Origin of the sequence: Caenibius sp. WL (genome assembly GCF_019803445.1) — a bacterium.
GTDB lineage: Bacteria > Pseudomonadota > Alphaproteobacteria > Sphingomonadales > Sphingomonadaceae > Caenibius.
The window spans coordinates 727,513-749,292 of the sequence record NZ_CP081844.1; the positions used below are offsets into that span (position 1 = coordinate 727,513).

Here is a 21,780-nt window from a genome sequence, read left to right on the forward strand (position 1 = left end):
CAGGCGCGCGCGGGCCGGTGCGGATTTGTCCGGCCTTATCACGCAGAATTACAGAATTTTCCCATTGTCCGGCCCCGCGTGCTGGGGCACATCGGCGCCACCGGCCGGACTTTGGCGGCCAGACTTTTGGGGAGTTTCCACGTGCGTCTTTTCCGTCTTTCACTGGGGCTCCTGCCCGCCGCGATGCTGCTTGCCGCCGGAACGGCGCATGCCGGGACGTGCGAGGATTCCTTCACCAAAAAAGGCAATATCCTTTCGGGCATGACATTCACCGCCGTCGTCACCGTGGCCGATCTGCCGCCGCCGGTGGCGATTCGCCAGATGCGCGGGATCGTGGCCGCCAAGGGCTACGACATCATGGCCGACGAGGCCGATTACGGCACGATGCTGATCGAACAGCCGATGACGGGCAAAGCCCGCGCGTTCCCGATCACGATCAACGCCACGCAGACCAGCGGCATCGGCACGGTGGTGATGGAAGCCAAGCTGCGCGCGGGGCAAACCACCAAGGCCGATCTGGCGATGGCGGAAATGTGCGCCATGCTCAACCAGGTGAAGGGCGGCAAGGCGGGCGTGGCCGCAGCCAGGGCGGGGGCCACGGCCACCACGGTCGCCGCCGCCCCGGTCAAGATGGACGCGCAGAGCTTTTCGCAGCAGGTTTCCAAGGATACCGAACGCAATCCCGCGGCCGTGCTTACCCGTTACAAGGGCAAGCAATTCACCATCACCGGTTCGGTCGATCAGGTGGTCAAGGATGGCGAACGCTTCCGCGTGGATTTCAAAGTGCTGGCGCCGTGGGAAGAAGCGATCCGCCTGCCTAACGCCGCTCCGTTCAAGACGGATGTGGTGTGCTACATGGCGCCGGGACAAGCCGGGTTCTCGCTTCAGCTCAAGCCGGGCAAAGGCATCTGGCTGACCGGCACGGTGGTCGATTTCAACCAGCACCGCCATGTCATCTGGCTGGAAGATTGCCGTAACGCCAAGACGGGCTAGGTTCGCGCCAGAGTATCCGGGGGCGCCGGCCTGCCCTGCGCCTTTCCGCCTTTTCGAATAGGGAGAGTTCCGATGCCGTTTTCTGCCGATCGTTCTGCCCCTGCGCGTTGGGCGCTGGCGGCGCTGGCCCCGCTGGCACTGGCCGCATGCCAGAACGAGGGGCGCGTCCATTCCGCGCCCAAGGAAGCCTACAAGCCGGGCGGATGGGCCATCGCGCCCGAACTGACCAGGCTGGAATGGGGCAAGGCGGAAAACCGCAAGGCGTGCGCGCCGCTCGTCTTCACCGACAGCGCGGGGGCCACGATCAACGCGCGCCCGGCGGAATTTTCCGGCGGTTGGGCGATCGCGTTCGACCTGCCCGGCCTGCGCAGCGCCTATGGCGTGGCGGGCACCGGCCTCTTGCGGGACGACGACTTGGACAGCGCGCAGGAGAAGGAGCGCAAGCTCAGAGCGCAATGGCCCTATTTCCGCGAACTTCCGGGCCTGCCGCAAGCGTCCTACGCCGGGTACGGCCTTCAGGGGGCCAAGCCCTATCCGACCGACAATCCCGAAGGAACCGGGCTGGATTCGCTCGCCTACGTCCGCGTCGGGGGGCAGAAATGCCTCTACAACGTATGGAGCAAACTCGGCCGCGATCATCTGGAAGCGCTGCTGGATTCCCTGCGGATGCTGTGAGGGCGGGGCTGGCTGGCATGGCGAGGGGGTGAGCGGCTGGAGTGGCCCAGCAGCGCCATTGCCCACGCCCGTTCGGCCTGAGCCTGTCGAAGGCCGCGCGCTGACATTTGCCCGATCAACTTCGCCAATTTGATATCGCGCCATGCGCTGATGCAATGGCGGTATAGTCGCATCGTTCAGAAGGTTAAGTCTGGAAGGCTATTGTGTGCGGCCAAGGTGGCGCGCGGCCTTCGACAGGCTCAGGCCGAACGGGGGGGTAGTGACTTATGCCCGCCTTCCACCCTGTGCGGTCGAATATGGAGTGAGCTGGCGGCCTTCCGCAAACCCCTTTCCTACACCTGCGAAATCTGCCCTAACCTGCCGGATGACGCAGCATGGAAAACCCTCTGCCCGCGCCCGGGAATCCGGGCCGCTCTCGCCGATGCAAAGCGGCAATATGATACCGGCTCGAAAAGTCACACCCGATAATCTGCTCACCCCTGCTTTTGCGGGGATAAGGCGGGTGCGGCGCGCGCACTTTCGGGCCGTTCTGCGTCAACCTGCCCGGCCCTTCCGCGCCTTGCGCGGACCTCTGCGACGTGTAGCCTGCCGCGATGACGGGCAGGCGCGGTCCTCAGCGTTTCTTCACGAATTCCGCGCGCAGGACGAGGCCCTTGATGCCCGGATACTTGCAGTCAATTTCCTGCGGATCGCCGGTCAGCCGGATCGACTTGATCAGCGTGCCCTGCTTCAGCGTCTGCCCCGCGCCCTTGACGTCGAGATCCTTGATCAGCGTCACCTGATCGCCGTCCTGCAGCAGATTGCCCACCGCGTCGCGCACTTCCACGGTCTGCGCCGCGGCCTGCTTCGCCGCGAGTTCGGATGCGGGCATCCATTCGCCGCTTTCTTCGTCGAATACGTAGTCTTCGTCGCTGCCGGACATCGGAAATCTCCTCGTTCGCCCGGGGGCGGGCCGTCCGGGCGCTATGTCAGGCGCGGCCCCATGCCGCAAGGGCGACGGCGGTTATCAGGGGGCCGGTCCGCCCTTGTCCTCCGCGATCTGGGCCATCACTTGCGCGGCTGTCTTGCGCACGGTGGATTCGGCGAAGCTGTAGTAGGCAGGCTGTTCGTCGACGAAAATCTCGCTGGTCAGCGCCATGTCGCCGGGATCGGCAAAGAAGCCCACCGGGCAGGCATAGGTCCCTTCCGGCTTGTAGTAATAGAACAGGTGCGTGCCGCATCGCCCGCAAAAGCCACGCTCCGCCCAGGCGGAGGAGGGATAGCGCACCACGTGCTCCGCCCCGTCGATATCCAGTGCCGTGCCCGCCGGAAACGACAGGAACGGCCCACCGCCCCACTGGCGGCACATCACGCAATGGCACGCGTCGAGATGGCGGGCGGTGGGGGTGGCGCGCATATGGACGGCGCCGCACAGGCAGCGGCCTTCGATCGGGGGAATGATGGAATGGCTGGTCATGCAGGCCTCGTGCGGCGGGGACGCCGCACTATTGCGCCGGTGCGGGATGATGGCAAGTGGGGGCAGGCGCGGGCTTGCGCCGCAGGCGGCGCGGCGGCATCATTGCGGCCATGATCGATATTCTTGCACTCCGCGCCGCATCCCTGCCCGCCCGCCGCGCTGCCGGGCTCGCTCTTGCGCTTGCCGCCGCGGCCGCGCTTGCCGCCTGCCAGCAGGGTTCGGGCCCGGCCAATGTGCCGGGCAACGCGCAGGACAACCACCCTTATGACGGGATTGGCGATGGCGAAGTGCTGCATTTCACCGGCACCGAACCGTTCTGGGGCGGGCAGGCCAAGGGATCGGTGCTGATTTACACCACCCCGGAAAACCCCGATGGGGAAACGATCACCGTCGCCCGGTTCGCCGGGCGCAACGGCATTTCGCTGACCGGCAAGCTCGACGGGCAGGCTTTTGGCATGGCGGTGACGCCGGGCGAATGCAGCGATGGCATGTCGGACCGGACCTATCCTTTCACGGTCACGCTGCGGATCGGGCCGCAGGGCGAAGGCGAATTGCGCAGCGGATGCGCCTGGACGGACAAGCACCGCTTCACCGGGCCGGAAAATCCCTGACCGGCGCGGCCATAGGAGAAGGGAAAAAGGATATCGCCCCTGTTCGGCCCGCGTGGCCATCCCCATATGGCGGGCATGACTGAAACCGCCGCACCCGCAACCCAGCCCAGCCTCTATATCCCGCATGGCGGTGGCCCCTGCTTCTTCATGCCCGATCCCACAGGCATGTGGCGCAAGATGGAAACCTATCTCCGGTCGCTTCCCGCCAGTCTGCCGGAAACGCCGCGTGCGATCCTGCTGGTTTCCGCCCATTGGGAAACGCGCGGCTTTGCCTTCACCGGCGGGGAACGGCCGGGGCTGATTTACGATTATTACGGCTTTCCGCCGCACACATACGAACTGACCTATCCGGCGCCGGGCGCGCCCGCGCTGGCGGAACGGGCCGCCGGGCTGCTGCGCGGGGCGGGGCTTCCCGCCACGGTCGATCCCGATCACGGGTTCGATCACGGGATGTTCATTCCGCTGAAAGTGGCGTTTCCCGATGCCGATGTTCCGGTGGTGGAAATGTCGCTCGACGCCAGTCTCGATCCGGCGCTGCATCTCGCCGCCGGGCGGGCGCTGGCCACCTTGCGCGAGGAAGGCGTGCTGGTGATCGGATCGGGCATGAGCTTCCACAACATGGCCGTGATGCGCAATCCCGCGCTGGCCGCCTATTCGACCGATTTCGACCGCTGGCTGGGCACCGCCGTTGCCGCGCCCGCCGGGGAGCGGGCGGCGCTGCTGGCGCAGTGGCTGCAAGCGCCCAACGCGCGCCATAGCCACCCGCGCGAGGAACATCTGCTGCCGCTGATGGTGGCGGCGGGCGCTTCCGGCGCGGCGGGCACGCTGGATTACAGCGAATCCATGATGGGCAGCGCGATTTCCGCCTATCGCTTCGCCTGACGGGGCCGGGCCCGCCGCCATGATCGGCAACGGTCTGGACCGGCATTCCGTCTATCCGCAGGGTTGTTCGGCCGGGACAGATACTAAAAGCGGGCAATAAAGAGTCTGTTCGGCACCATATTTAAATCATGACTTTGTGAATTCGTAAAAATGAATTAACTTTCCCACCTCACATTGGGGAGAGGGGAAGATGGTTCGCAAACTTGCAGCGGAATTTTTCGGCACTTTCTGGCTCGTGTTTGGCGGTTGCGGTTCGGCGGTATTGGCCGCGGCCTTTCCAGAACTTGGCATCGGCTTCGCCGGGGTGGCGCTGGCTTTCGGCCTTACGGTCCTGACCATGGCCTATGCCGTCGGGGGCATTTCCGGCGGGCATTTCAACCCGGCGGTGTCGCTCGGGCTGGCCGTGGCGGGGCGGTTCGGGTGGAAGGATCTGGTGCCCTACTGGGCGGCGCAGGTCATCGGAGCGATTGCGGCGGGCGCTGTCCTGCTTGCCATCGCATCGGGCAAGGCCGGGTTCGAGGCAGGCGGCTTCGCCTCCAACGGCTTTGGCGAACTGTCGCCCGGCGGCTATTCCATGCAGTCCGCGCTGTTGATCGAAATCGTGCTGACGGCGGGCTTCCTGCTGGTCATCATCGGATCGACCTCGCGGCTGGTTCCGGCCGGGTTCGCGCCGATTGCCATCGGTTTCGCGCTGACGCTGATCCACCTGATTTCCATTCCGGTCACCAACACGTCGGTCAACCCCGCGCGCTCCACCGGGGTGGCGCTGTTCGCCGATACGGCGGCGGTGAGCCAGCTCTGGCTGTTCTGGGTCGCTCCGCTGATCGGGGCCGCGCTGGGCGGCGTGATCTGGCGGTTGCTGCTGGCCGCGCCCGACAGCGAAGGCTGACGCTTATCACCAGTTCTCGCAGGGGGGCGTGGCCAAATCCGGCCGTGCCCCCTTGTCGTTCCGGTGGGCCCACGCCTAAGGAGGCCGACCCAGACCCACCCGGAAAGGATCGATGATGAGCGCAGGACATGCAAAGCTGGCGGTGGCCCGGCTCGGCCGCCCCGAATTGCTGGGCAAAGCGGGCTTCGCGCTCCGCTCCGCCGCGTTCGAGGATGGGGAGGAACTGGACCCCAGCTTCACCGCGGATGAAGAAGACGCGGTTGCCCCGCCGCTGGAATGGACTGCGCCGCCCCCCGGCACGGCCGAACTGGTGCTGGTGGTGGAAGATCCCGATGCCGGGGCGGAACCGGCCTGCCACTGGCTCGTCTGGGGTCTTGCCCCGCAGAAGGGGCAATTGCTCGAAGGCGAAGCGCCGCCGCGTGTGGGCAAGAACGCGCATCGCAACAGCGAATGGCTGCTGCCCGAACCGCCGCATGAAGACGATCCCCATGCCTATGTCTTCCAGTTGTTCGCGGTCGATCTGCCGCTGACGCTGATGCCTGGCGCCACGCGGGAGGAACTCTTCGCCGCGATCGAAGGGCATGTGGTAGGTGTGGCCATGCTGACCGCGACTTACGCCCGCCCCGACGAGGACGAAAGCTGGGACGACGAAGACGCGGATTGATCCGCGCTGTTCCATGTCCGGCCCGCGATAAGCGCTTGCCCGGATCGCCGCCCACCGGTTAGCTTCGCCCGATGGGATGACGGGGGAGGAGCGCATGCGCCGGATGGCGGCTTTCGGGCTGATGGGCGTGGCGGGCGCGTTGCTGCTGGGCACAAGTCCGCTCGCCGCGAAAACGCCGGAGCAGGTGGCGCAAAGCGCGCTCAGGGCCGCCCCGGTCTTCGACGGGCACAACGATGCGCCGATCCAGTTGCGCGCCCGCTATCGCAATGTGATCGATGGGTTCGATTTCACCGACACGCGCGACACCGCCGATCCCGGCGCGCCGCAGGGCCGGGCGATGCACACCGATCTTGCCCGGCTGCGCCAGGGGCATGTCGGGGCGCAGTTCTGGTCCGTGTTCGTCAGCGCCGATCTGCCGGAACCGCAGGCGGTTCAGGCGACGCTCGAACAGATCGACGTGACCAAACGGCTGATCGCCCGCTATCCGCGTGATCTGCAACTGGCGCTCGGCGCGCGCGACGTCGAACAGGCGATGCGGCAGGGCCGGATCGCTTCACTCATGGGAATGGAAGGCGGGCACTCGATCGGCTCCAGCCTCGGTGTCCTGCGGCAGATGTATGCGCTGGGCGTGCGCTACATGACGCTGACTCATGCGAAAAACACGCCGTGGGCGGACAGCGCCACCGACGCGCCGCAACATGGCGGGCTCACCGATTTCGGCCGCACGGTGGTCCGCGAAATGAACCGGCTGGGAATGCTGGTCGATCTCGCCCATGTCAGCGAACAGACGATGCTCGATACGCTGGAGGTGGCGCGGGCACCGGTGATTTTCAGCCATTCGGGCGCGCGGGCGGTGAACGGCCATGCCCGCAACGTGCCTGACGGTGTGCTGGAAAAGCTGCGCGCCAACGGCGGCATCGTGATGGTGGTGGCGCTGCCCGCCTATGTCAGCGAAGCGGCGCGGCAATGGCAGGCGGCGCGCGCGGGGGAGGAAGCGCGGCTGAAATCGCTGTGGCAGGGGCAGCCCGATGCGGTGGCGGCCGGGTTGGTCGCATGGGACCAGGCCCATCCGCAGCCGGCAACCACGATTTCGGACATGGCCGATCATATCGATCATATCTGCACGGTCGCGGGCATCGATCACATCGGGATCGGCGGCGATTACGACGGAATGCTGAGTGGCCCGGCGGGGATGGAGGATGTGGCAGGCTATCCCGCGCTGTTCACCGAACTGGCCCGGCGTGGCTATGCCCGGGCCGATCTGGAAAAGATCGCCAGCGGCAATATCCTGCGCGTCATGCGCGCGGCGGAACGCTATGCCGCCGCCCATCGCGGCGATCCGCCGTACGAAACCCTGGTGCCGGACTAGGGCGATCCTTCGGCCAGCAGGGCCAGCGTGCGCCAGTCCCGCTCGCCGCCGGCGAACAGGTCGAGCGCGCGGGTGAAGCAGGCTTGGCCGCCCGCCGCTTCGAACAATGTCATCGAACTGCGGAACTTGAGCGCATCGACAGGGCCGAAAAGAGCATCGAGATCGCACCGTCCCGCCCATGCGAGAACCGCTTCGGTGCAGGCGGCAAGACGCGGCCCGAGCAGCGGATCGGCTAGATAGGCACGTGCTTCCGCCGCGTCCCGTATAGCGTAGAACCGGGCGGTTGGGCTCAGCCCGAGCCCTGCAATCTGTGGGAAGACGAACCACATCCAGTGGCTCTGTTTCTGGCCCGAACGCAACTCTTCCAGCGCAATGCGCCAGATGTCGCCGCGATCCTGTGCGGCGTGAAAGCGGGCGAGGCCGGTCTTGTCCGGACTATCGCCCCGCATACGGTCAGCCGAAGCTCAACGCTCCGGTAATCCACGTCATCGACAGCAGCACGATGGCCAGGATCAGGCTGATGCCCAGCACCCAGCGCACGATATGCGGGGTGGCCCCGCCGCGTGCCTCGTCGGTCTCCACGTGAACTTCATCGCCATGGCGTTCCATGGCCATTCTCCATCGTTGCGAAGGGCGACCATCCGCCCTCGCCACAACAACGGCTGGCCCCGCCGGATGTTCCGGCGGGGCGAATATGGCCTCAGTCGCGCAGCAATTCGTTGATGCCGGTCTTGGAACGGGTCTGCGCGTCAACAGTCTTGACGATCACCGCGCAATAGAGCGACGGGCCGGGGGTGCCGTCGGGCAGCGGCTTGCCGGGGAGCGAGCCGGGCACGACCACCGCATAGGGCGGCACTTTGCCGATGTGGACTTCGCCGGTTGCCCGGTCGATGATCTTGGTCGATGCGCCGAGGAACACGCCCATGGCCAGCACCGCGCCTTCACCCACGACCACGCCTTCGGCCACTTCCGAACGGGCGCCGATGAAGCAGTTGTCTTCGATGATCACCGGCCCGGCCTGCAGCGGTTCCAGCACACCGCCGATCCCGGCGCCGCCTGAAATGTGCACGTTCTTGCCGATCTGCGCGCAGCTGCCTACCGTCGCCCAGGTGTCGACCATCGTCCCTTCGCCGACATAGGCGCCGATGTTGACGAAGCTCGGCATCAGCACCACGCCCTTGGCGATATGGCTGCCCTGACGGGCCACCGCGCCCGGCACGACGCGGAAACCGGCGCCGCGGAACTGCGCGTCATCCCAGCCATCGAACTTGCTCGGCACCTTGTCGAACGCGGGCGCGCCGCCCGAACCGTTGGCGATCACCGCATTGTCGTTGAGGCGGAACGACAGCAGCACGGCCTTCTTCAGCCACTGGTTGACTTTCCAGCCACCCTGGCCGTCCGGTTCGGCCACGCGGGCCTGACCGCTTTCGAGCAGGGCCAGCGCGGCTTCCACATGCTGGCGCACGTCGGCGCTGGCGGGGGTGACGGTATCGCGCGCCTCCCAGGCGGCTTCGATGGCGGCGGCGAGTTCGGCAGACATGCGTGATGGTCCTCCACGGGGATGAAATTTGCGCTCGCGCCTAACGCGTTGGGGCGGGCGGGGCAAGCTTCGGAAGACGCGGTGCGTATTGGGCCGGGTGGCGGCGAAATGACTGTTCGCGCCGCCTGAACTATCAAAGTTCCTTTACGGCGGAGCCAGTATGTGTATCTCGCATAAGTAATGAGGGGGTAAAACTATGGCGGGCACCACACGGTTTCGGATGCGTATCTTGCACGGCGCTGCCCTGTCGGCGTTCGTTCTTCTGGCTGCCTGCGGCGGTGGCGGCGGCGATGGCGTGAAAAGCACGCCGACGCCCGCGCCCACTCCGGCGCCCACGCCGACTCCTGAACCGACACCAACGCCTTCGCCGACGCCCAGCCCGACGCCTACTCCGACACCCACACCCACACCGACAGGTTCTCCTCCCCCGCCAATGACGGTGCCCGGGGCATTCGACACAACCGAATTCCGCTCCAGCAATGGGGCGGTGTTCCACAATGCCGCTGCAGCCTGGAAAGACGGCAAGACCGGCGCCGGGCAAACCATTGCTATCGTCGATAGCGGGATCGATACCGCCACCCCTGAATTGGCGGGCCGTATTACCGCTTCGCGCGATTTTGCGTTGTCTGAGGGCGCATCCCGGGCACCTGGTGATCTCGTCGGAGGAACACATGGTACGCAGGTGGCCATGATAGCAGCGGGTGCGCGCAACGGCACTGGAACGCTAGGGATTGCCTATGATGCGAATATCCTCGGGCTCAGGGTTGATAGTAAGGGCTCTTGCGGAGGGACATGTGAGTTCGCCCCGGGTCCGGTTGCCGAGGCTGTACGTTTTGCTGCCGATAATGGTGCGAAAGTTATCAATATCTCGATGACTTACGGATCGGCAATGTCAGGTATGAACGCTGCGGTTGCCTATGCGGTCGGCAAGGGTGCAGTTGTTGTTATCGCGGCGGGCAATGATGGCCAGGAAAGTCCGTCCGCTTTTGTGACCGATATCCAGAGCGCCGGTGGCGCGAACGTGATTGTGGCCGGATCGGTCGATGCGAACGGCAATATATCCGCTTTCAGCACGCGCGCCGGGACGACCAGGAACATTTATCTTGCAGCGTTGGGTCAAGCGCTCGTCGATCCACTGAATTCGGGGGCGAAGATTAGCGGGACAAGCTTTTCCGCGCCGCAGATCAGTGGGGCGATTGCTTTGCTGGCGCAGGAGTTCCCGTCGATGACGGGGGCAGAACTGGTCGATATCCTGCTGCGCACCGCGCATGATGCGGGGGCGGCCGGCACTGATGCGATCTATGGGCGTGGCATTCTCGATATTGCGCGGGCGATGGCGCCGGTGGGGACCGCTACCATTGCCGGAACAGGCAATGTCGTGCCACTCAACAGTCTGTCCGGGGTTGGTTCGGAAGCGATGGGTGATGCGCTGGCTGGCCCTGCTTCACTCGAAACCGTCATACTTGACGAATACCGGCGCGCGTTCAGCATGGATATTGGGAGGGGCATGCGCAGTGCCACTCTGGTGCCGCGGCTGCATAATGCGCTGTCCGGAGAAACGCGGATGATGGCGGGGGCGAGCGAAAAGGCGAGCTTGGCCTTTACTGTCAGGGCAAATGGCGCGGGCGGGGTGCAGGTCTGGTCGGAAGCTTTGCGCTTGTCCCAGGACGATGCCAGGCAGGCGCAAGTACTGGCCGCGCGTGTGGCTTTGCGATTGTCGCCCGGAACGCAGGTCGCGTTCGGCTTTGCCGACAGCGCAAATGGGCTGGCGGCGCAGATGCGCGGTGCACAGAGCCCAGCCTTCTTCGTGGCGCAGGATGCCACGACGGAAGAAGGTTTCCATGCCGATGATCGGGTCTCGCTTGCCCTGCGTCGCCAGCTTGGCCCGTGGGGGCTGACTGTTGGGGCGGAGAGCGGGCGGATCGTTTCGGGTGCGCCATTGGTTCTCGACCAGACGCGTGGCGGCGGTCGTACGCGTGATGGGATGAGCCGGTTCGGAGTAGTCTTAGATCGCCACTGGGGCGCGGTGGACATGGCGTTCGGCGCGAGCTGGCTGAACGAGAACCGCACCGTGCTTGGCGCACGCTTCAGCGAGGCCTTCGGCGGCAAGGGGGCGGACAGCGTGACGCTGGACGGGCGCGTGGGATGGCAGTTCGCCCCGTCTTGGCGGCTGGCCGGAGCATGGCGCGAAAGCTGGACCATGGCGCGTTCGGCCGGGTTGATCGCCGACGGTTCGCAATTGCGCAGCCGGGCGTGGTCGATCGATCTCAGCCGGAATCGGGTGTTCGGCCAGTCCGACAGCATCGCCTTGCGGATCGCGCAGCCGATGCGGGTGGAGAAGGGGCAGCTCCGCCTCGATATGCCGGTCAGCTACGACTATGCCACGCAAACGGCGGGCTTCGGCACGCGAGCGCTCAATCTCGCGCCCAACGGGCGGGAAATCATGGGCGAACTGGCATGGAGCGGGCGGTTGTTTGCCGGCCGGGCGAGCGCCAGCGTGTTCTATCGCCGTGATCCCGGCCACTATGCGCAGTTGCCTGATGACAAGGGCGTGGCTCTGCGCTGGACCACCGGATTCTGAAGCGGGCGCTAGCGCGTCAGTTCGCGGACGAAAGCGATCAGGCCGGTCTGGCGTGTGCGGCGCAGGCGTTCGGCGTGGAGGATCGTGCGAACCTTTTCGAAGCAGGCTTCGATATCGTCGTTGACCACGACGTAGTCATAACCATCCCAGTGGCTGATTTCCGACTGGGCGCGGGCCATGCGCCCGGCGATCACTTCGGCGCTGTCGGTGCCGCGCGATGACAGGCGGTGTTCCAGTTCGGCGATGCTGGGCGGGAGCAGGAACACGCGCACCACATCCGGCCCGGCGCGCTGATAGAGTTGCTGGGTGCCCTGCCAGTCGATATCGAACAGGTAATCCTTGCCGTTGCGCAGCCCGGCGTCGATCTCCGCCTTGGGCGTGCCGTAGCAATTGCCGAACACCTCGGCATATTCAAGGAACGCGTCCCCGGCCACCATGCGGTCGAATTCGGGGCGGCGGGCGAAGATGTAGTCCTTGCCATCAATTTCGCCGGGGCGCTGCGGCCGGGTGGTGACCGAAACCGACATGTGCAGGTTGTCCTCTGCGGCGAGGAGTTTGCGCGAAATCGTCGTCTTCCCGGCGCCTGAGGGTGAGGAGAGAACGAACATCAATCCGCGGCGGTTGAGGGGTTCTGCATGGGCCATGCCCGCACTTGGCGCGGGGCGGCGCGGGAATCAAGCAGGGATCGCGCTCACTCGCTGTCCGGGTCTGCTTTCTTCCCATTGCGGGCGGTGGCAATTCGGGCCTGCCGGTTGGCGCGGGCACGATCCAGCATGATCTTGCCCATCATGCCGCCGCCGACCAGCAGCGCGCCGGGCAACGATCGGGCGGCGATGCGGCTCATGCCCAGAGACAGCATGCGTTTTCCGAGCCCGCGCTTGGCGATGATCGCCTTGGCGGTGGTGGCATCGTAGCGGTTGCGCAGCAGCGCGTGTTCGATCGCCAGACGGGCAAAGACGTTGGCCCCGCGCAGGGCGATATCGGTCAGCAGCAGATTGGTGGCAGGGTCGGTGCTTGGCCCGGCCAGGCCCTTGCGCGCCGCCTGCTTGGCGGTGGGTGCGGGTTGCCGCCGCTTCTTGCGGGGACGCCCGGATGCGTCGCTCGCCATCGCTCTATCCCCTGTTGCGCCCCCCATGGCCGCCCGCGCGGGGGGGGGGGCAGGCTATTTCTTGCGGCCGAAATCGATTGTCACGACATTGGAGCCATCTTCGCTGCCGGGGGCGGGCTTGCCATCCGCCTCGGGCGAATCGTTCTCGGCATCGTCATGCGGTTCGGGGGCCATGTCGGGCACCGAAGCCTGGAATTGCAGGCCGAAATCCACCGCCGGATCGACGAAGGCGGTGATTGCCGAGAAGGGAATCACCAGCTTGGCCGGAATCTGGTTGAAGCTGAGGCCGACGGAGAAGAAGGCATCGCCCACCGTGAGATCCCAGAACTTGTTCTGAAGGACGATAGTCATCTCGTCAGGAAACCGTTCGCGCAGGTGCGCCGGGATCGAAACTCCGGGCGCGCCGGTCTTGAACGTGATGTAGAAGTGGTGACTGCCGGGCAGGTGGCCCCCCGTGCCTACTATCTGGCCCAGCACGCGGCCGACCACGGCGCGCAGGGCTTCCTGAACGATTTCATCATAGGGAATAAGGCTATCGGGTGTTTCGTCACTCATACTGGCGAAATTGGCCTTGTGGCGAAGGCCGGTCAAGCGCAAAGCGCAAGCGCGGCGCATGAGGCGGTGTGTCCGAGGCGGAGCCGCTTGCAGGAGAGCGCACGCGGCTGTTGCGCTTATCCGCCATCGGCTTATAGGCGGGCCCATGCGTAGAGGCACGATCACCCGCAAGACCAGCGAGACCGATATTGCCGTCGAGGTGAATCTCGACGGAACCGGGGCCTATGACGTTTCCACCGGGATCGGATTTCTCGATCATATGGTGGAACAGTTTTCGCGCCATTCGCTGATCGACGTGACGATGAAAGTGGCGGGCGATCTCCATGTCGACCAGCACCACACCACCGAAGACAGCGCCATCGCGCTGGGCCAGGCGATCGCGCAGGCGCTGGGCGACAAGGCGGGCATCGGCCGGTACGGTGCGGTCTATTCGCCGATGGACGAAGCGCTGTCGCGCGTGGCGCTGGACATTTCCGGCCGCCCCTATCTGGTGTGGAAGGCCGGCTTCAGCCAGCCGCGGCTGGGCGAGATGGACACCGAGCTGTTCGAACACTGGTTCCATTCGATCGCCCATGCGCTGGGCATCACGCTGCATATCGAACTGCTTTACGGGCAGAACAACCACCACATCGTCGAAGGCATCTACAAGGGCTTTGCCCGGGCGATGCGGCAGGCGGTCGAACGCGATCCGCGCAAGGGCGACGCTGTGCCATCGACCAAGGGGCAACTCGGTGGCTGAGGTGATCGCTCTCGTCGATTACGGCGCGGGCAACCTCCATTCGGTGCACAATGCGCTGAAGGCGGCTGGCGCCAGGGGTGTCAAAGTCACGGCCGATCCCGCCGTGGTGCGGGCGGCGGATCGGATCGTCCTGCCCGGCGTCGGTGCGTTTGGGGCCTGCGCGGCGGGCCTGCGCGCGATTCCCGGCCTGGTCGATGCAATGGCGGAGCGGGTGCGCGGCGGCGGTGTGCCGTTCCTCGGCATCTGCGTGGGCATGCAACTGCTGGCGACGCGCGGGCTCGAATACGGGGTGACCAAAGGGCTGGGCTGGGTGCCGGGCGAAGTGCGCCTGATCGAACGGACCGACCCGGCGATCAAAGTGCCGCACATGGGGTGGAACGATGTCGTGCCCACCCGCCATCGCGATGGGGCCGAACTGATCGCTGCGGGCGAAGCCTATTTCCTCCATTCCTACCACTTCCAGCCCGATGACGGCGCGCATGTCGCGGCGATGACCGACCATGGCGGCGGGCTGGTGGCGGCTGTGGCGCATGACAATCTGCTGGGCGTCCAGTTCCACCCGGAAAAAAGCCAAGGCTACGGGCTGGAACTGCTGGCGCGCTTCCTCGACTGGAATCCCTGATCATGATCGTATTTCCTGCCATCGACCTGAAACAGGGCCAGGTGGTCCGCCTTGCCGAAGGGGATATGGCGCGTGCCACCGTCTATGGCGACGATCCGGCAGCGCAGGCGATGCTGTTCGCCGAAGCGGGCTCGGAATATCTCCATGTCGTCGATCTCGACGGTTCGTTTGCCGGGCGTGCGGAAAACCGCGCGGCGGTGGAAGCGATTCTGGACGTGTTCCCGGGCCATGTGCAGCTCGGCGGCGGTATCCGCACGCGCGAAGCGGTGGAAGGCTGGTTCGATCTGGGCGTCAGCCGGATTGTGATGGGCACGGCGGCGCTCAAGGACCCGCAATTCGTCAAGGACATGGCGAGTGCATTCCCGAACGGAATCGTGGTCGCGGTCGATGCGCGCGATGGCATGGTGGCGACCGAAGGCTGGGCCGAAGTGTCGGACGTGTCGATCGTCGACATGGCCCGCCGGTTCGAGGATGCGGGGGTTGCCAGCCTGCTGTTCACCGATATCGGCCGCGACGGCCTGCTCAAGGGCTGCAATATCGATGCCACGGTCGAACTCGCGCGGCAGACCGATCTGCCGGTGATCGCCAGCGGCGGGGTCAAGGGACTGGACGATATCCGCCTGCTGTCGCTCCATGCCGGCGAAGGCATCGAAGGCGTGATCGCCGGCCGCGCGCTTTATGACGGGCGGCTCGACCTCGCCGCCGCGATAGCGATGGCGCAGAAAGGCTGAGGGTCGTGACTGTCCGTATCCGCGTCATCCCCTGTCTCGACGTTGCCGATGGCCGGGTGGTCAAAGGGGTCAATTTCGTCGACCTCAAGGATGCGGGCGATCCGGTGGAACAGGCCCGCGCCTACGATGCGGCGGGCGCGGACGAACTGTGTTTCCTTGATATTTCGGCCAGCCACGAAGGGCGGGGCACGTTGCTCGATATCGTCCGGCGTACGGCGGAAGTCTGCTTTATGCCGTTGACTGTGGGCGGCGGCGTGCGCAGCGCGGAGGATGCCCGTGCGCTGCTGCTGGCCGGGGCGGACAAGGTGGCGGTCAATTCCGCCGCGGTGTCGCGGCCAGAAGTGGTGTCCGATATCGCCGACAAGTTCGGCAGCCAGTGTATCGTCGCTTCGGTCGATGCGCGCCGGGTGAGCGGCGCGGGCGAAGCCCCCCGCTGGGAAATCTTCACCCATGGCGGGCGCAAGGCGACCGGAATCGACGCCGTGGCCCATGCCGTGCGGCTGGCGGAACTGGGCGCGGGCGAACTGCTGGTGACCTCGATGGACGGGGATGGCACCAAGGCTGGCTACGATCTCGAACTGACCCGCACGATTGCCGATGCCGTCAGCGTGCCGGTGATCGCCAGCGGCGGCGTGGGCACGCTCGACCATCTCGTCGAAGGGGTGACGCAAGGCCACGCCAGCGCGGTTCTGGCCGCTTCGATCTTCCATTTCGGCACTTACACCATTGCTGAGGCTCATGCCGCCCTGCGCGCGGCCGGATTGCCGGCTCGGGGATGAGAGCCGGTTGATTCCCGCCCCCGCTTGACCGGCGGCCTTGGGCAATCCATGGATCGGGGCATGACCCAGTCGCATGATACGCTGGCCCGCCTCGAACGGACCATCGCCGACCGCCGCAGCGCCGCGCCCGAACACAGCTACGTCGCGCAGCTCAACGCGCGCGGAGTGCCCGTGATCGCCCGCAAACTGGGCGAGGAAGCAGTGGAAACCGTGGTCGCCGCGCTTTCGGGCAGTCATGAGGAACTGGTCGGCGAAGCGGCCGACGTGATTTTCCATCTGATGGTTCTGCTCGGCGCCAAAGGCGTGCCTCTGGCCGATGTACTGGCCGAACTGGACCGCCGCGAAGGCGTGTCGGGCATTGCCGAAAAAGCTTCGAGGAACGCATGACCCCGGTCGATCCCACTATGCCTTACGACGATCAGAACATTTTCGCGAAAATCCTGCGCGGCGAACTGCCGTGCACCAAGGTCTATGAAGACGAATGGGCTTTCGCGTTCGAGGACATCCACCCGCAGGCGCCCGAACATATCCTGGTGCTGCCCAAGGGGGCCTATGTCAGCTGGGACGATTTCAGCGCCAGGGCCAGCGCGGAAGAAATCGCCGGTTTCGTGCGCGCGATCGGCAAGATCGCGCGGGACAAGGGGTTGGTCGAGCCGGGCTATCGCGCAATTGCCAATGTCGGGCCGGATTCCGGGCAACTGGTGCCGCATCTGCATGTGCATATCTGCGGCGGCCGCCCGTTGGGGGCGCTGGTCCCTGCCTGAGCCTGTTTTCCTGCGTCTGGCTGCGGGGTTTTTGCGGCACACCGTATCCACCGGCTTGCCCGGCGAGTCGCAGTAAGGTTAGAGTCAGACTTCATCCAGCAGATGAACTGGAGCGGTCTCGCATGATGCCGCGTAACCAAGAGGGCGTAGGACAGTGATTCAACCCGGTGACCGATCGATGCTGCGATCAGCCGGTCTGCCAGCAGGCAGGCACGGGGGCGCACAATGACGATCGCGGCCGGGCAGGCTCCCGGCTCCTTTCCAGCCCCGCCGCAAGGCTGGTTCGACGGGCCGGTGCATCATTTCGCCCTGCGCGCCTATTTCGACGATACCGACGCGGGCGGGGTGGTTTATCACGCCAATTACCTGCGCTGGTTCGAACGCGGCCGTTCCGATCTCCTGCGCCAGATCGGCCTCGATCAGCCGGGCGCGCTGGCCCGCGGATGGGGCGCTTACGCCGTCACCGAAATCGGCATCCGCTATCTGCGTCCCGCCCGCCTCGGCGATGCGGTGACAGTCACCACGCGGATGACCGAACTGCGCGCGGCGAGTTGGCGCGTGGAACAAAAGGCGCTGTGCGGCGATGTGGTTCTGGCCGATGCGCAAATCCGCATCGGTTTCGTCGCGCCCGATGGCCGGGCCTCCCGTCATCCGGCGGGCTGGTTCGAAAAATTGCAGACAGTTCTTGCCCCCGAAGGAGCAGCATGACCGACCTCGCTATTCTGTCCGCCGCCGCCGCTGCGGCCGCTCCCACCCGGCTCGATCCGGTAAAGCTGTTTCTGGATGCCGATATCGTCGTCCAGTTGGTGATGGTCGGGCTCCTGCTCGCCAGCGTCTGGGTGTGGATGATCGTTATTTCGTTTTCGGTGCGAATCCGCTCGGCCCGCCGCCGCTCAGCCGCTTACGAAGCGACCCTGTGGAACCGCCCCGGCGATAGCGGGGTCGAGGATGACAAGGGTCGCGACACCAGCCCGGCCGGACGCGTGGTCGCCGCAGGGCTTGAGGAACTGCGCCTGTCGAGCAAAGCCAAGACGTTCGATGCCGATGGCACGCGCGAACGGATTGCCAGTGCGATGGAAAGCCAGGTCGCGGCTGAGGCGGATGGCCTGTCCGAACGGCTGAACTTCCTCGCCACGGTCGGTTCGGTAGCGCCTTTCGTCGGCCTGTTCGGCACGGTGTGGGGGATCATGAACAGCTTCTTCCAGATCGGCAGCCAGCAGAACAGCTCGCTCGCGGTGGTCGCGCCGGGTATTTCCGAAGCTTTGTTCGCCACGGCGATCGGCCTGTTCGCGGCCATTCCGGCGGTGATCGCCTACAACCGTTTCTCGCAGCAGGTGAATGTGCTCGAAGGCCGGTTGCAACGGCTGGCCGACAAGGTCCATGCCCAGCTCAGCCGCCAGATGGATGCAGGCTGATGGCGATGGGTCTGGCCGGAGGCGCGCGGCGGCGGCGCGGACGCGGTTCGCGGGCGCCGATGGCGGAAATCAATGTCACCCCGCTGGTGGACGTGATGCTGGTGCTGCTGATCATTTTCATGGTCACGGCCCCGCTGCTGACATCCGCGGTCCCGATCGACCTGCCTGACAGCCGCGCCGCGCCGATGGAGCAGGAGCCGGAACAGATCGCGATTGCGATCGATGCTGATGGCACCATCTATCTCGATGATGAGCCGGTGGCCCCCGGCGCGCTGGCCGATCACTTGGCCGCGTTGCCGCGCGATGCCTCGGGCAAGCCGCCGCTGGTGACGGTGCGTGGCGATCGGGTGCTGAATTACGGGCGGTTCATGGAAGTGATGGGTGAACTGAACCGGGCCGGGCTGACTTCCATTTCGCTGGTCACCAACAGTTCAGAAACCGCTCCATAGGCATTCCCGATGGCCTTTGCAGCGCTCAAACCTGAAGAACGTACCGGCCTTGCCGTCGCCGTGGTGCTGCACGTGGCGATTGTGGCCATGCTTCTGTTGCAGCCCAAGCCGAATCATCCGCTCAAAGTGCCCGAACGGCTGACGGTCAGCCTGGCCGAGGATGTCGGGCTGGAATCGACCAGTCCCTCCGTGTCGCGGCAGACGCAGGCGGCGGTGGCGCCGGTGATTTCGGAAGATATCGCCCCGCCGCAAGAACCGACGGAAGCACCGGCCGAACCACAGGACGCCCCGCCGCCCGAGCCCGCGCCGCCGAAGCCAACTCCGCCCAAGCCTGCTCCGGCCAAGCCCGCCCCGGCCAAGCCGACCCCGCCGAAGAAGCAGCCGACCAGACCGGCGCCCGCCAAGCAGCCTACCAAGCCCGCGCCCGCGAAACCGGCTCCGAGCAAGCGCACCCCGGCGAAACCAGCGCAATCCAGCGCCCCATCGTCCAGAGCCGACACGAGCAGACCTGCTCCTGCCAAACCCGCCGCCAAACCGGGCGGTGGCAGCAAGCTGGGGGACGATTTCCTCAAAGGCGCGAATTTCGGGGAAACCAAGGCCGATGCGCCGGTGGCCGCATCGCAGATCGGTTCGCAGGTGCAGGCCTCGCTGGCTCAGGCGATTGCACGCCAGCTCAAGCCGCATTGGTCCAGTCCGCAGGGGGCCGATGCGGAATTGCTGGTGACAGTGCTGGCTTTCAATCTCAATCGCGATGGGACCCTTGCCGGGGCTCCGCGCGTTGTCTCTCAAACGGGCATTACCGATGCCAACCGCGCGCAGGCCGCGCGGCACAGGGAATTGGCCATTCGCGCAGTGCAATTGGCGGCGCCGTTTGACCTGCCAGAACAGTATTACAACGGTTGGAAGCGGGTTTCCGCATTCCGTTTCGACAGGAAGTTGTCACAGTGAAAAAACTGATAGCTTGCATTGCCTTCGTCATCACCGTTCCCGCTGCGGCGCAGACCGCGGCCCCGGTGATTCCCGCGACTCCGGTGGAGCAAGGCGGGCTGACAGGCAGCGTTTCGGACGAGAAGGAATGGCAGGATCTCGGCATCGCGATCCCGGCTTTCGCCACCGACGCCAACAAGCCGACCCCGGCCAATGCGCAGGGCACCGGCGCATTGGGGGTGGAAGTCGCCCGGGTGATCACCGCCGATCTCAGGAACAACGGCCTGTTCCTGCCGGTGGGGCCCGATGCGCTGCCGCGCCCGTCCTACCCTGAAATTCCCGCGCCCAATTGGGGCATCTGGTCGGGACGCAACGCCGATATGCTGGTGCACGGGCACGTAGTGGCCGAAGGCGACGGCAATCTGACCATCGCCTGCCATCTCTACGACGTATCGCTGCGGCAGCAACTGGTGAGCCAGACCTGGCGCCTGCCGCCTGCCGATTGGCGTCGCGGCGCGCACAAATGCGCCGACCTTGTCTATTCGCGCCTGTCGGGCGAAAGCCCGTTCTTCGACAGCAAGATCGCCTATATCGCCGAAACCGGGCCCAAGGGGCATCGAACCAAGCAACTGGCGATTATGGATTCGGACGGGGCCAACCACCGGTTCATCACCACCGGCAAGGCCACGGCGCTGACTCCGCGCTATTCGCCCGATTACCGGTCAATCGTCTATCTCAGCTATCTCAACGGCAATCCGCGAATCTACGTCTATGATCTGGCATCGGGTTCGCAGCGGCTGGTGACGCAGAGCACCAATCCGACTTTCGCGCCGCGTTGGTCGCCCGATGGCAAAACCATCCTCTATTCGATGGCGGTCAATGGCAACACGGATATCTACAGCGTCTCCGCGCAGGGCGGGCCGAGCAAGCGGCTGACCGATGCGCCCGGAATCGACGTGGGCGGCAGCTTCTCGCCCGATGGCCGTTCCATCGTGTTCGAGAGCGATCGTTCCGGCAGTCAGCAAATCTACATCATGAACGCCGACGGCAGCAACCAGCGGCGCATTTCCTTCTTCGGCGGCCGCGCGGCGACGCCCGAATGGAGCCCGCGCGGCGACCAGATCGCATTTACCCATATCGCGGGCAATTTCCGGGTGGCGTTGATGGACCCCAGCGGTGGCAATGTGCGCCACCTGACCGATAGCTGGCAGGACGAAGCGCCGACCTGGTCGCCCAACGGCCGCATCATCCAGTTCTTCCGGACGGAGCGGAATTCGGGCCGGACATCGCTCTGGCAGGTCGATCTGACGGGCCGTAACCTGCGCCGTCTGGCCACCCCCGTGGATGGCTCAGACCCCGCATGGGGCCCGGTTCTGCCTTGATGGATCATGCCCGTGCGAACGGGCGGCACATAAGTGAATGCGGTAGAGAACGAGGAGAAAAAGCATGAAAAGGAAGCTTGCCACCAGTGTGATCGTTGCGAGCGCGATGGCGTTGGCAGCCTGTCAGAGCAAGGCTCCCGACACATTGCCGCCGCAGCCCGCCGGATCGACTCCGCCGCCGGAATCGGCAGGCCCGATCCCCGGCAGCCAGGCCGATTTCGAAGCCAAGATGGCGGGCCGCCAGGTGATCTATTTCGATACCGACCGTTACAACGTCGACACCCGGGCGGTGGCGGCGTTGCAGGAGCAGGCACAGTGGCTGATGCAGTACCCCAACAAGCGCGCCACGATCGAAGGCCACGCCGACGAACGCGGGACACGCGATTACAACCTCGCGCTGGGTGAACGCCGGGCCAATGCGGCGAAGAATTATCTCGTCAGCCTGGGCGTCGATGCCAGCCGTCTGACGACCGTTTCCTACGGTAAGGAACGGCCCGCCGCGCTGGGTTCGGATGAATCGGCCTGGGCGCAGAACCGCCGTGCGGTGACTGTCACGATCGACTGATCCCGTCCTGTTTTTTTCCATTTTGGGGCCGGTTCCGCTGGTATAGCGGGCCGGCCTCCTCTATTCTCGGGCCTATGCATTCGA

At 65.5% G+C, this 21,780-nt stretch carries 28 protein-coding genes; 20 read left to right on the top strand and 8 right to left on the bottom strand.

What is annotated here, in order from left to right; genetic code table 11:
- The first annotated feature begins 141 nt into the window (after positions 1-141).
- Both K5X80_RS03560 and K5X80_RS03565 read left to right on the top strand, forming a co-directional pair.
- The gene (locus K5X80_RS03560) at positions 142-993 is read left to right on the top strand and encodes a hypothetical protein (protein WP_222559481.1); all 852 of its coding nucleotides are present in this window, start codon (positions 142-144) and stop codon (positions 991-993) included.
- A gap of 72 nt (positions 994-1,065) precedes the next feature.
- Positions 1,066-1,668: a hypothetical protein gene (locus K5X80_RS03565; protein ID WP_222559482.1), complete on the top strand. Its 603-nt coding sequence runs from the start codon at positions 1,066-1,068 to the stop codon at positions 1,666-1,668.
- Positions 1,669-2,281: 613 nt separating this feature from the next.
- On the opposite strand, the gene K5X80_RS03570 is transcribed toward K5X80_RS03565, so the two are convergent.
- Both K5X80_RS03570 and K5X80_RS03575 read right to left on the bottom strand, forming a co-directional pair.
- Entirely contained in the window at positions 2,282-2,590 is a 309-nt protein-coding gene (locus tag K5X80_RS03570; protein WP_222559483.1) for an alkylphosphonate utilization protein, read from the bottom strand.
- A gap of 84 nt (positions 2,591-2,674) precedes the next feature.
- Positions 2,675-3,124: a GFA family protein gene (locus K5X80_RS03575; RefSeq protein WP_222559484.1), complete on the bottom strand. Its 450-nt coding sequence runs from the start codon at positions 3,122-3,124 to the stop codon at positions 2,675-2,677.
- Between the two features lie 110 nt (positions 3,125-3,234).
- Between K5X80_RS03575 and K5X80_RS03580 the strand changes: the two genes are divergently transcribed.
- From K5X80_RS03580 to K5X80_RS03600, 5 genes are all read left to right on the top strand, one after another.
- Positions 3,235-3,735, top strand: a complete 501-nt coding sequence (locus tag K5X80_RS03580; RefSeq protein WP_222559485.1) for a COG3650 family protein — start codon at positions 3,235-3,237, stop codon at positions 3,733-3,735.
- A 66-nt stretch (positions 3,736-3,801) separates the two neighbouring features.
- Positions 3,802-4,617, top strand: coding sequence for a DODA-type extradiol aromatic ring-opening family dioxygenase (locus K5X80_RS03585; protein WP_261390619.1), 816 nt, complete (start codon positions 3,802-3,804; stop codon positions 4,615-4,617).
- Between the two features lie 190 nt (positions 4,618-4,807).
- On the top strand, positions 4,808-5,506 hold the full coding sequence (aqpZ, locus tag K5X80_RS03590) for an aquaporin Z (RefSeq protein WP_222559486.1): 699 nt from the start codon (positions 4,808-4,810) through the stop codon (positions 5,504-5,506).
- 115 nt (positions 5,507-5,621) lie between these two features.
- On the top strand, positions 5,622-6,170 hold the full coding sequence (locus tag K5X80_RS03595; RefSeq protein ID WP_222559487.1) for a YbhB/YbcL family Raf kinase inhibitor-like protein: 549 nt from the start codon (positions 5,622-5,624) through the stop codon (positions 6,168-6,170).
- A 94-nt stretch (positions 6,171-6,264) separates the two neighbouring features.
- Positions 6,265-7,539: a dipeptidase gene (locus K5X80_RS03600; protein ID WP_222559488.1), complete on the top strand. Its 1,275-nt coding sequence runs from the start codon at positions 6,265-6,267 to the stop codon at positions 7,537-7,539.
- Here K5X80_RS03600 and K5X80_RS03605 read toward each other — a convergent pair.
- The 3 genes from K5X80_RS03605 to dapD form a co-directional block, all read right to left on the bottom strand.
- Entirely contained in the window at positions 7,536-7,988 is a 453-nt protein-coding gene (locus K5X80_RS03605) for a DUF1810 domain-containing protein (RefSeq protein WP_222559489.1), read from the bottom strand. The genes K5X80_RS03600 and K5X80_RS03605 overlap by 4 nt on opposite strands.
- Positions 7,989-7,992: 4 nt before the next feature.
- Complete coding sequence (locus K5X80_RS03610; RefSeq protein WP_222559490.1) at positions 7,993-8,148, bottom strand: hypothetical protein; 156 nt, start codon at positions 8,146-8,148, stop codon at positions 7,993-7,995.
- 91 nt (positions 8,149-8,239) lie between these two features.
- On the bottom strand, positions 8,240-9,079 hold the full coding sequence (dapD, locus tag K5X80_RS03615) for a 2,3,4,5-tetrahydropyridine-2,6-dicarboxylate N-succinyltransferase (RefSeq protein WP_222559491.1): 840 nt from the start codon (positions 9,077-9,079) through the stop codon (positions 8,240-8,242).
- A gap of 433 nt (positions 9,080-9,512) precedes the next feature.
- On the opposite strand from dapD, the gene K5X80_RS03620 reads away from it, so the two are divergent.
- Positions 9,513-11,660, top strand: a complete 2,148-nt coding sequence (locus tag K5X80_RS03620; protein ID WP_261390683.1) for a S8 family peptidase — start codon at positions 9,513-9,515, stop codon at positions 11,658-11,660.
- Positions 11,661-11,668: 8 nt separating this feature from the next.
- Here the strand turns inward: K5X80_RS03620 and gmk are convergent, their stop codons facing one another.
- The 3 genes from gmk to K5X80_RS03635 are packed head-to-tail and all read right to left on the bottom strand — an operon-like array spanning position 11,669 to position 13,323.
- Positions 11,669-12,304 (bottom strand): guanylate kinase, encoded by a 636-nt coding sequence (gene gmk / locus K5X80_RS03625; RefSeq protein WP_222559493.1) that lies wholly within the window; start codon positions 12,302-12,304, stop codon positions 11,669-11,671.
- Between the two features lie 47 nt (positions 12,305-12,351).
- Positions 12,352-12,768: a hypothetical protein gene (locus K5X80_RS03630; RefSeq protein WP_222559494.1), complete on the bottom strand. Its 417-nt coding sequence runs from the start codon at positions 12,766-12,768 to the stop codon at positions 12,352-12,354.
- Between the two features lie 54 nt (positions 12,769-12,822).
- A complete protein-coding gene (locus K5X80_RS03635) occupies positions 12,823-13,323 on the bottom strand; it encodes an SspB family protein (RefSeq protein WP_222559495.1) in 501 nt (166 codons plus the stop codon).
- Positions 13,324-13,468: 145 nt separating this feature from the next.
- On the opposite strand from K5X80_RS03635, the gene hisB reads away from it, so the two are divergent.
- The 12 genes from hisB to pal all read left to right on the top strand — a co-directional run bounded on the left by hisB (position 13,469) and on the right by pal (position 21,696).
- On the top strand, positions 13,469-14,062 hold the full coding sequence (hisB, locus tag K5X80_RS03640; RefSeq protein WP_222559496.1) for an imidazoleglycerol-phosphate dehydratase HisB: 594 nt from the start codon (positions 13,469-13,471) through the stop codon (positions 14,060-14,062).
- Positions 14,055-14,684, top strand: a complete 630-nt coding sequence (hisH, locus tag K5X80_RS03645) for an imidazole glycerol phosphate synthase subunit HisH (RefSeq protein WP_222559497.1) — start codon at positions 14,055-14,057, stop codon at positions 14,682-14,684. The genes hisB and hisH overlap by 8 nt, the downstream gene beginning before the upstream one ends.
- A gap of 2 nt (positions 14,685-14,686) precedes the next feature.
- On the top strand, positions 14,687-15,415 hold the full coding sequence (gene hisA / locus K5X80_RS03650; RefSeq protein WP_283249219.1) for a 1-(5-phosphoribosyl)-5-[(5-phosphoribosylamino)methylideneamino]imidazole-4-carboxamide isomerase: 729 nt from the start codon (positions 14,687-14,689) through the stop codon (positions 15,413-15,415).
- A gap of 5 nt (positions 15,416-15,420) precedes the next feature.
- Positions 15,421-16,194 (top strand): imidazole glycerol phosphate synthase subunit HisF, encoded by a 774-nt coding sequence (hisF, locus tag K5X80_RS03655; protein ID WP_222559498.1) that lies wholly within the window; start codon positions 15,421-15,423, stop codon positions 16,192-16,194.
- A 60-nt stretch (positions 16,195-16,254) separates the two neighbouring features.
- Complete coding sequence (locus K5X80_RS03660; protein ID WP_222559499.1) at positions 16,255-16,581, top strand: phosphoribosyl-ATP diphosphatase; 327 nt, start codon at positions 16,255-16,257, stop codon at positions 16,579-16,581.
- Positions 16,578-16,958 carry a histidine triad nucleotide-binding protein gene (locus tag K5X80_RS03665; protein WP_261390622.1) on the top strand — a complete coding sequence of 127 codons (381 nt, stop codon included), beginning with the start codon at positions 16,578-16,580 and terminating at the stop codon, positions 16,956-16,958. The genes K5X80_RS03660 and K5X80_RS03665 overlap by 4 nt, the downstream gene beginning before the upstream one ends.
- Positions 16,959-17,183: 225 nt before the next feature.
- Positions 17,184-17,666, top strand: coding sequence for a YbgC/FadM family acyl-CoA thioesterase (locus K5X80_RS03670; RefSeq protein WP_222559500.1), 483 nt, complete (start codon positions 17,184-17,186; stop codon positions 17,664-17,666).
- Complete coding sequence (tolQ, locus tag K5X80_RS03675; protein ID WP_222559501.1) at positions 17,663-18,373, top strand: protein TolQ; 711 nt, start codon at positions 17,663-17,665, stop codon at positions 18,371-18,373. Before K5X80_RS03670 ends, tolQ begins: the two co-directional genes overlap by 4 nt.
- Positions 18,373-18,822, top strand: a complete 450-nt coding sequence (locus K5X80_RS03680) for an ExbD/TolR family protein (protein WP_222559502.1) — start codon at positions 18,373-18,375, stop codon at positions 18,820-18,822. Before tolQ ends, K5X80_RS03680 begins: the two co-directional genes overlap by 1 nt.
- 9 nt (positions 18,823-18,831) lie before the next feature.
- Entirely contained in the window at positions 18,832-19,770 is a 939-nt protein-coding gene (gene tolA / locus K5X80_RS03685) for a cell envelope integrity protein TolA (RefSeq protein WP_222559503.1), read from the top strand.
- Positions 19,767-21,131 carry a Tol-Pal system beta propeller repeat protein TolB gene (gene tolB / locus K5X80_RS03690; RefSeq protein ID WP_222559504.1) on the top strand — a complete coding sequence of 455 codons (1,365 nt, stop codon included), beginning with the start codon at positions 19,767-19,769 and terminating at the stop codon, positions 21,129-21,131. The genes tolA and tolB overlap by 4 nt, the downstream gene beginning before the upstream one ends.
- 64 nt (positions 21,132-21,195) lie before the next feature.
- Positions 21,196-21,696, top strand: a complete 501-nt coding sequence (gene pal / locus K5X80_RS03695) for a peptidoglycan-associated lipoprotein Pal (protein WP_222559505.1) — start codon at positions 21,196-21,198, stop codon at positions 21,694-21,696.
- The last annotated feature ends 84 nt before the right edge of the window (positions 21,697-21,780 follow it).

Excerpts from the sequence above, each read along its gene's own strand:
- K5X80_RS03565 (WP_222559482.1), top strand. The coding sequence starts at position 1,066 with ATGCCGTTTTCTGCCGATCGTTCTGCCCCTGCGCGTTGGGCGCTGGCG.
- K5X80_RS03570 (WP_222559483.1), bottom strand. The coding sequence starts at position 2,590 with ATGTCCGGCAGCGACGAAGACTACGTATTCGACGAAGAAAGCGGCGAA.
- K5X80_RS03575 (WP_222559484.1), bottom strand. The coding sequence starts at position 3,124 with ATGACCAGCCATTCCATCATTCCCCCGATCGAAGGCCGCTGCCTGTGC.
- K5X80_RS03580 (WP_222559485.1), top strand. The coding sequence starts at position 3,235 with ATGATCGATATTCTTGCACTCCGCGCCGCATCCCTGCCCGCCCGCCGC.
- K5X80_RS03585 (WP_261390619.1), top strand. The coding sequence starts at position 3,802 with ATGGCGGGCATGACTGAAACCGCCGCACCCGCAACCCAGCCCAGCCTC.
- aqpZ (WP_222559486.1), top strand. The coding sequence starts at position 4,808 with ATGGTTCGCAAACTTGCAGCGGAATTTTTCGGCACTTTCTGGCTCGTG.
- K5X80_RS03595 (WP_222559487.1), top strand. The coding sequence starts at position 5,622 with ATGAGCGCAGGACATGCAAAGCTGGCGGTGGCCCGGCTCGGCCGCCCC.
- K5X80_RS03600 (WP_222559488.1), top strand. The coding sequence starts at position 6,265 with ATGCGCCGGATGGCGGCTTTCGGGCTGATGGGCGTGGCGGGCGCGTTG.
- K5X80_RS03605 (WP_222559489.1), bottom strand. The coding sequence starts at position 7,988 with ATGCGGGGCGATAGTCCGGACAAGACCGGCCTCGCCCGCTTTCACGCC.
- K5X80_RS03610 (WP_222559490.1), bottom strand. The coding sequence starts at position 8,148 with ATGGAACGCCATGGCGATGAAGTTCACGTGGAGACCGACGAGGCACGC.
- dapD (WP_222559491.1), bottom strand. The coding sequence starts at position 9,079 with ATGTCTGCCGAACTCGCCGCCGCCATCGAAGCCGCCTGGGAGGCGCGC.
- K5X80_RS03620 (WP_261390683.1), top strand. The coding sequence starts at position 9,513 with ATGACGGTGCCCGGGGCATTCGACACAACCGAATTCCGCTCCAGCAAT.
- gmk (WP_222559493.1), bottom strand. The coding sequence starts at position 12,304 with ATGGCCCATGCAGAACCCCTCAACCGCCGCGGATTGATGTTCGTTCTC.
- K5X80_RS03630 (WP_222559494.1), bottom strand. The coding sequence starts at position 12,768 with ATGGCGAGCGACGCATCCGGGCGTCCCCGCAAGAAGCGGCGGCAACCC.
- K5X80_RS03635 (WP_222559495.1), bottom strand. The coding sequence starts at position 13,323 with ATGAGTGACGAAACACCCGATAGCCTTATTCCCTATGATGAAATCGTT.
- hisB (WP_222559496.1), top strand. The coding sequence starts at position 13,469 with ATGCGTAGAGGCACGATCACCCGCAAGACCAGCGAGACCGATATTGCC.
- hisA (WP_283249219.1), top strand. The coding sequence starts at position 14,687 with ATGATCGTATTTCCTGCCATCGACCTGAAACAGGGCCAGGTGGTCCGC.
- K5X80_RS03660 (WP_222559499.1), top strand. The coding sequence starts at position 16,255 with ATGACCCAGTCGCATGATACGCTGGCCCGCCTCGAACGGACCATCGCC.
- K5X80_RS03665 (WP_261390622.1), top strand. The coding sequence starts at position 16,578 with ATGACCCCGGTCGATCCCACTATGCCTTACGACGATCAGAACATTTTC.
- K5X80_RS03670 (WP_222559500.1), top strand. The coding sequence starts at position 17,184 with ATGACGATCGCGGCCGGGCAGGCTCCCGGCTCCTTTCCAGCCCCGCCG.
- tolQ (WP_222559501.1), top strand. The coding sequence starts at position 17,663 with ATGACCGACCTCGCTATTCTGTCCGCCGCCGCCGCTGCGGCCGCTCCC.
- K5X80_RS03680 (WP_222559502.1), top strand. The coding sequence starts at position 18,373 with ATGGCGATGGGTCTGGCCGGAGGCGCGCGGCGGCGGCGCGGACGCGGT.
- tolA (WP_222559503.1), top strand. The coding sequence starts at position 18,832 with ATGGCCTTTGCAGCGCTCAAACCTGAAGAACGTACCGGCCTTGCCGTC.
- pal (WP_222559505.1), top strand. The coding sequence starts at position 21,196 with ATGAAAAGGAAGCTTGCCACCAGTGTGATCGTTGCGAGCGCGATGGCG.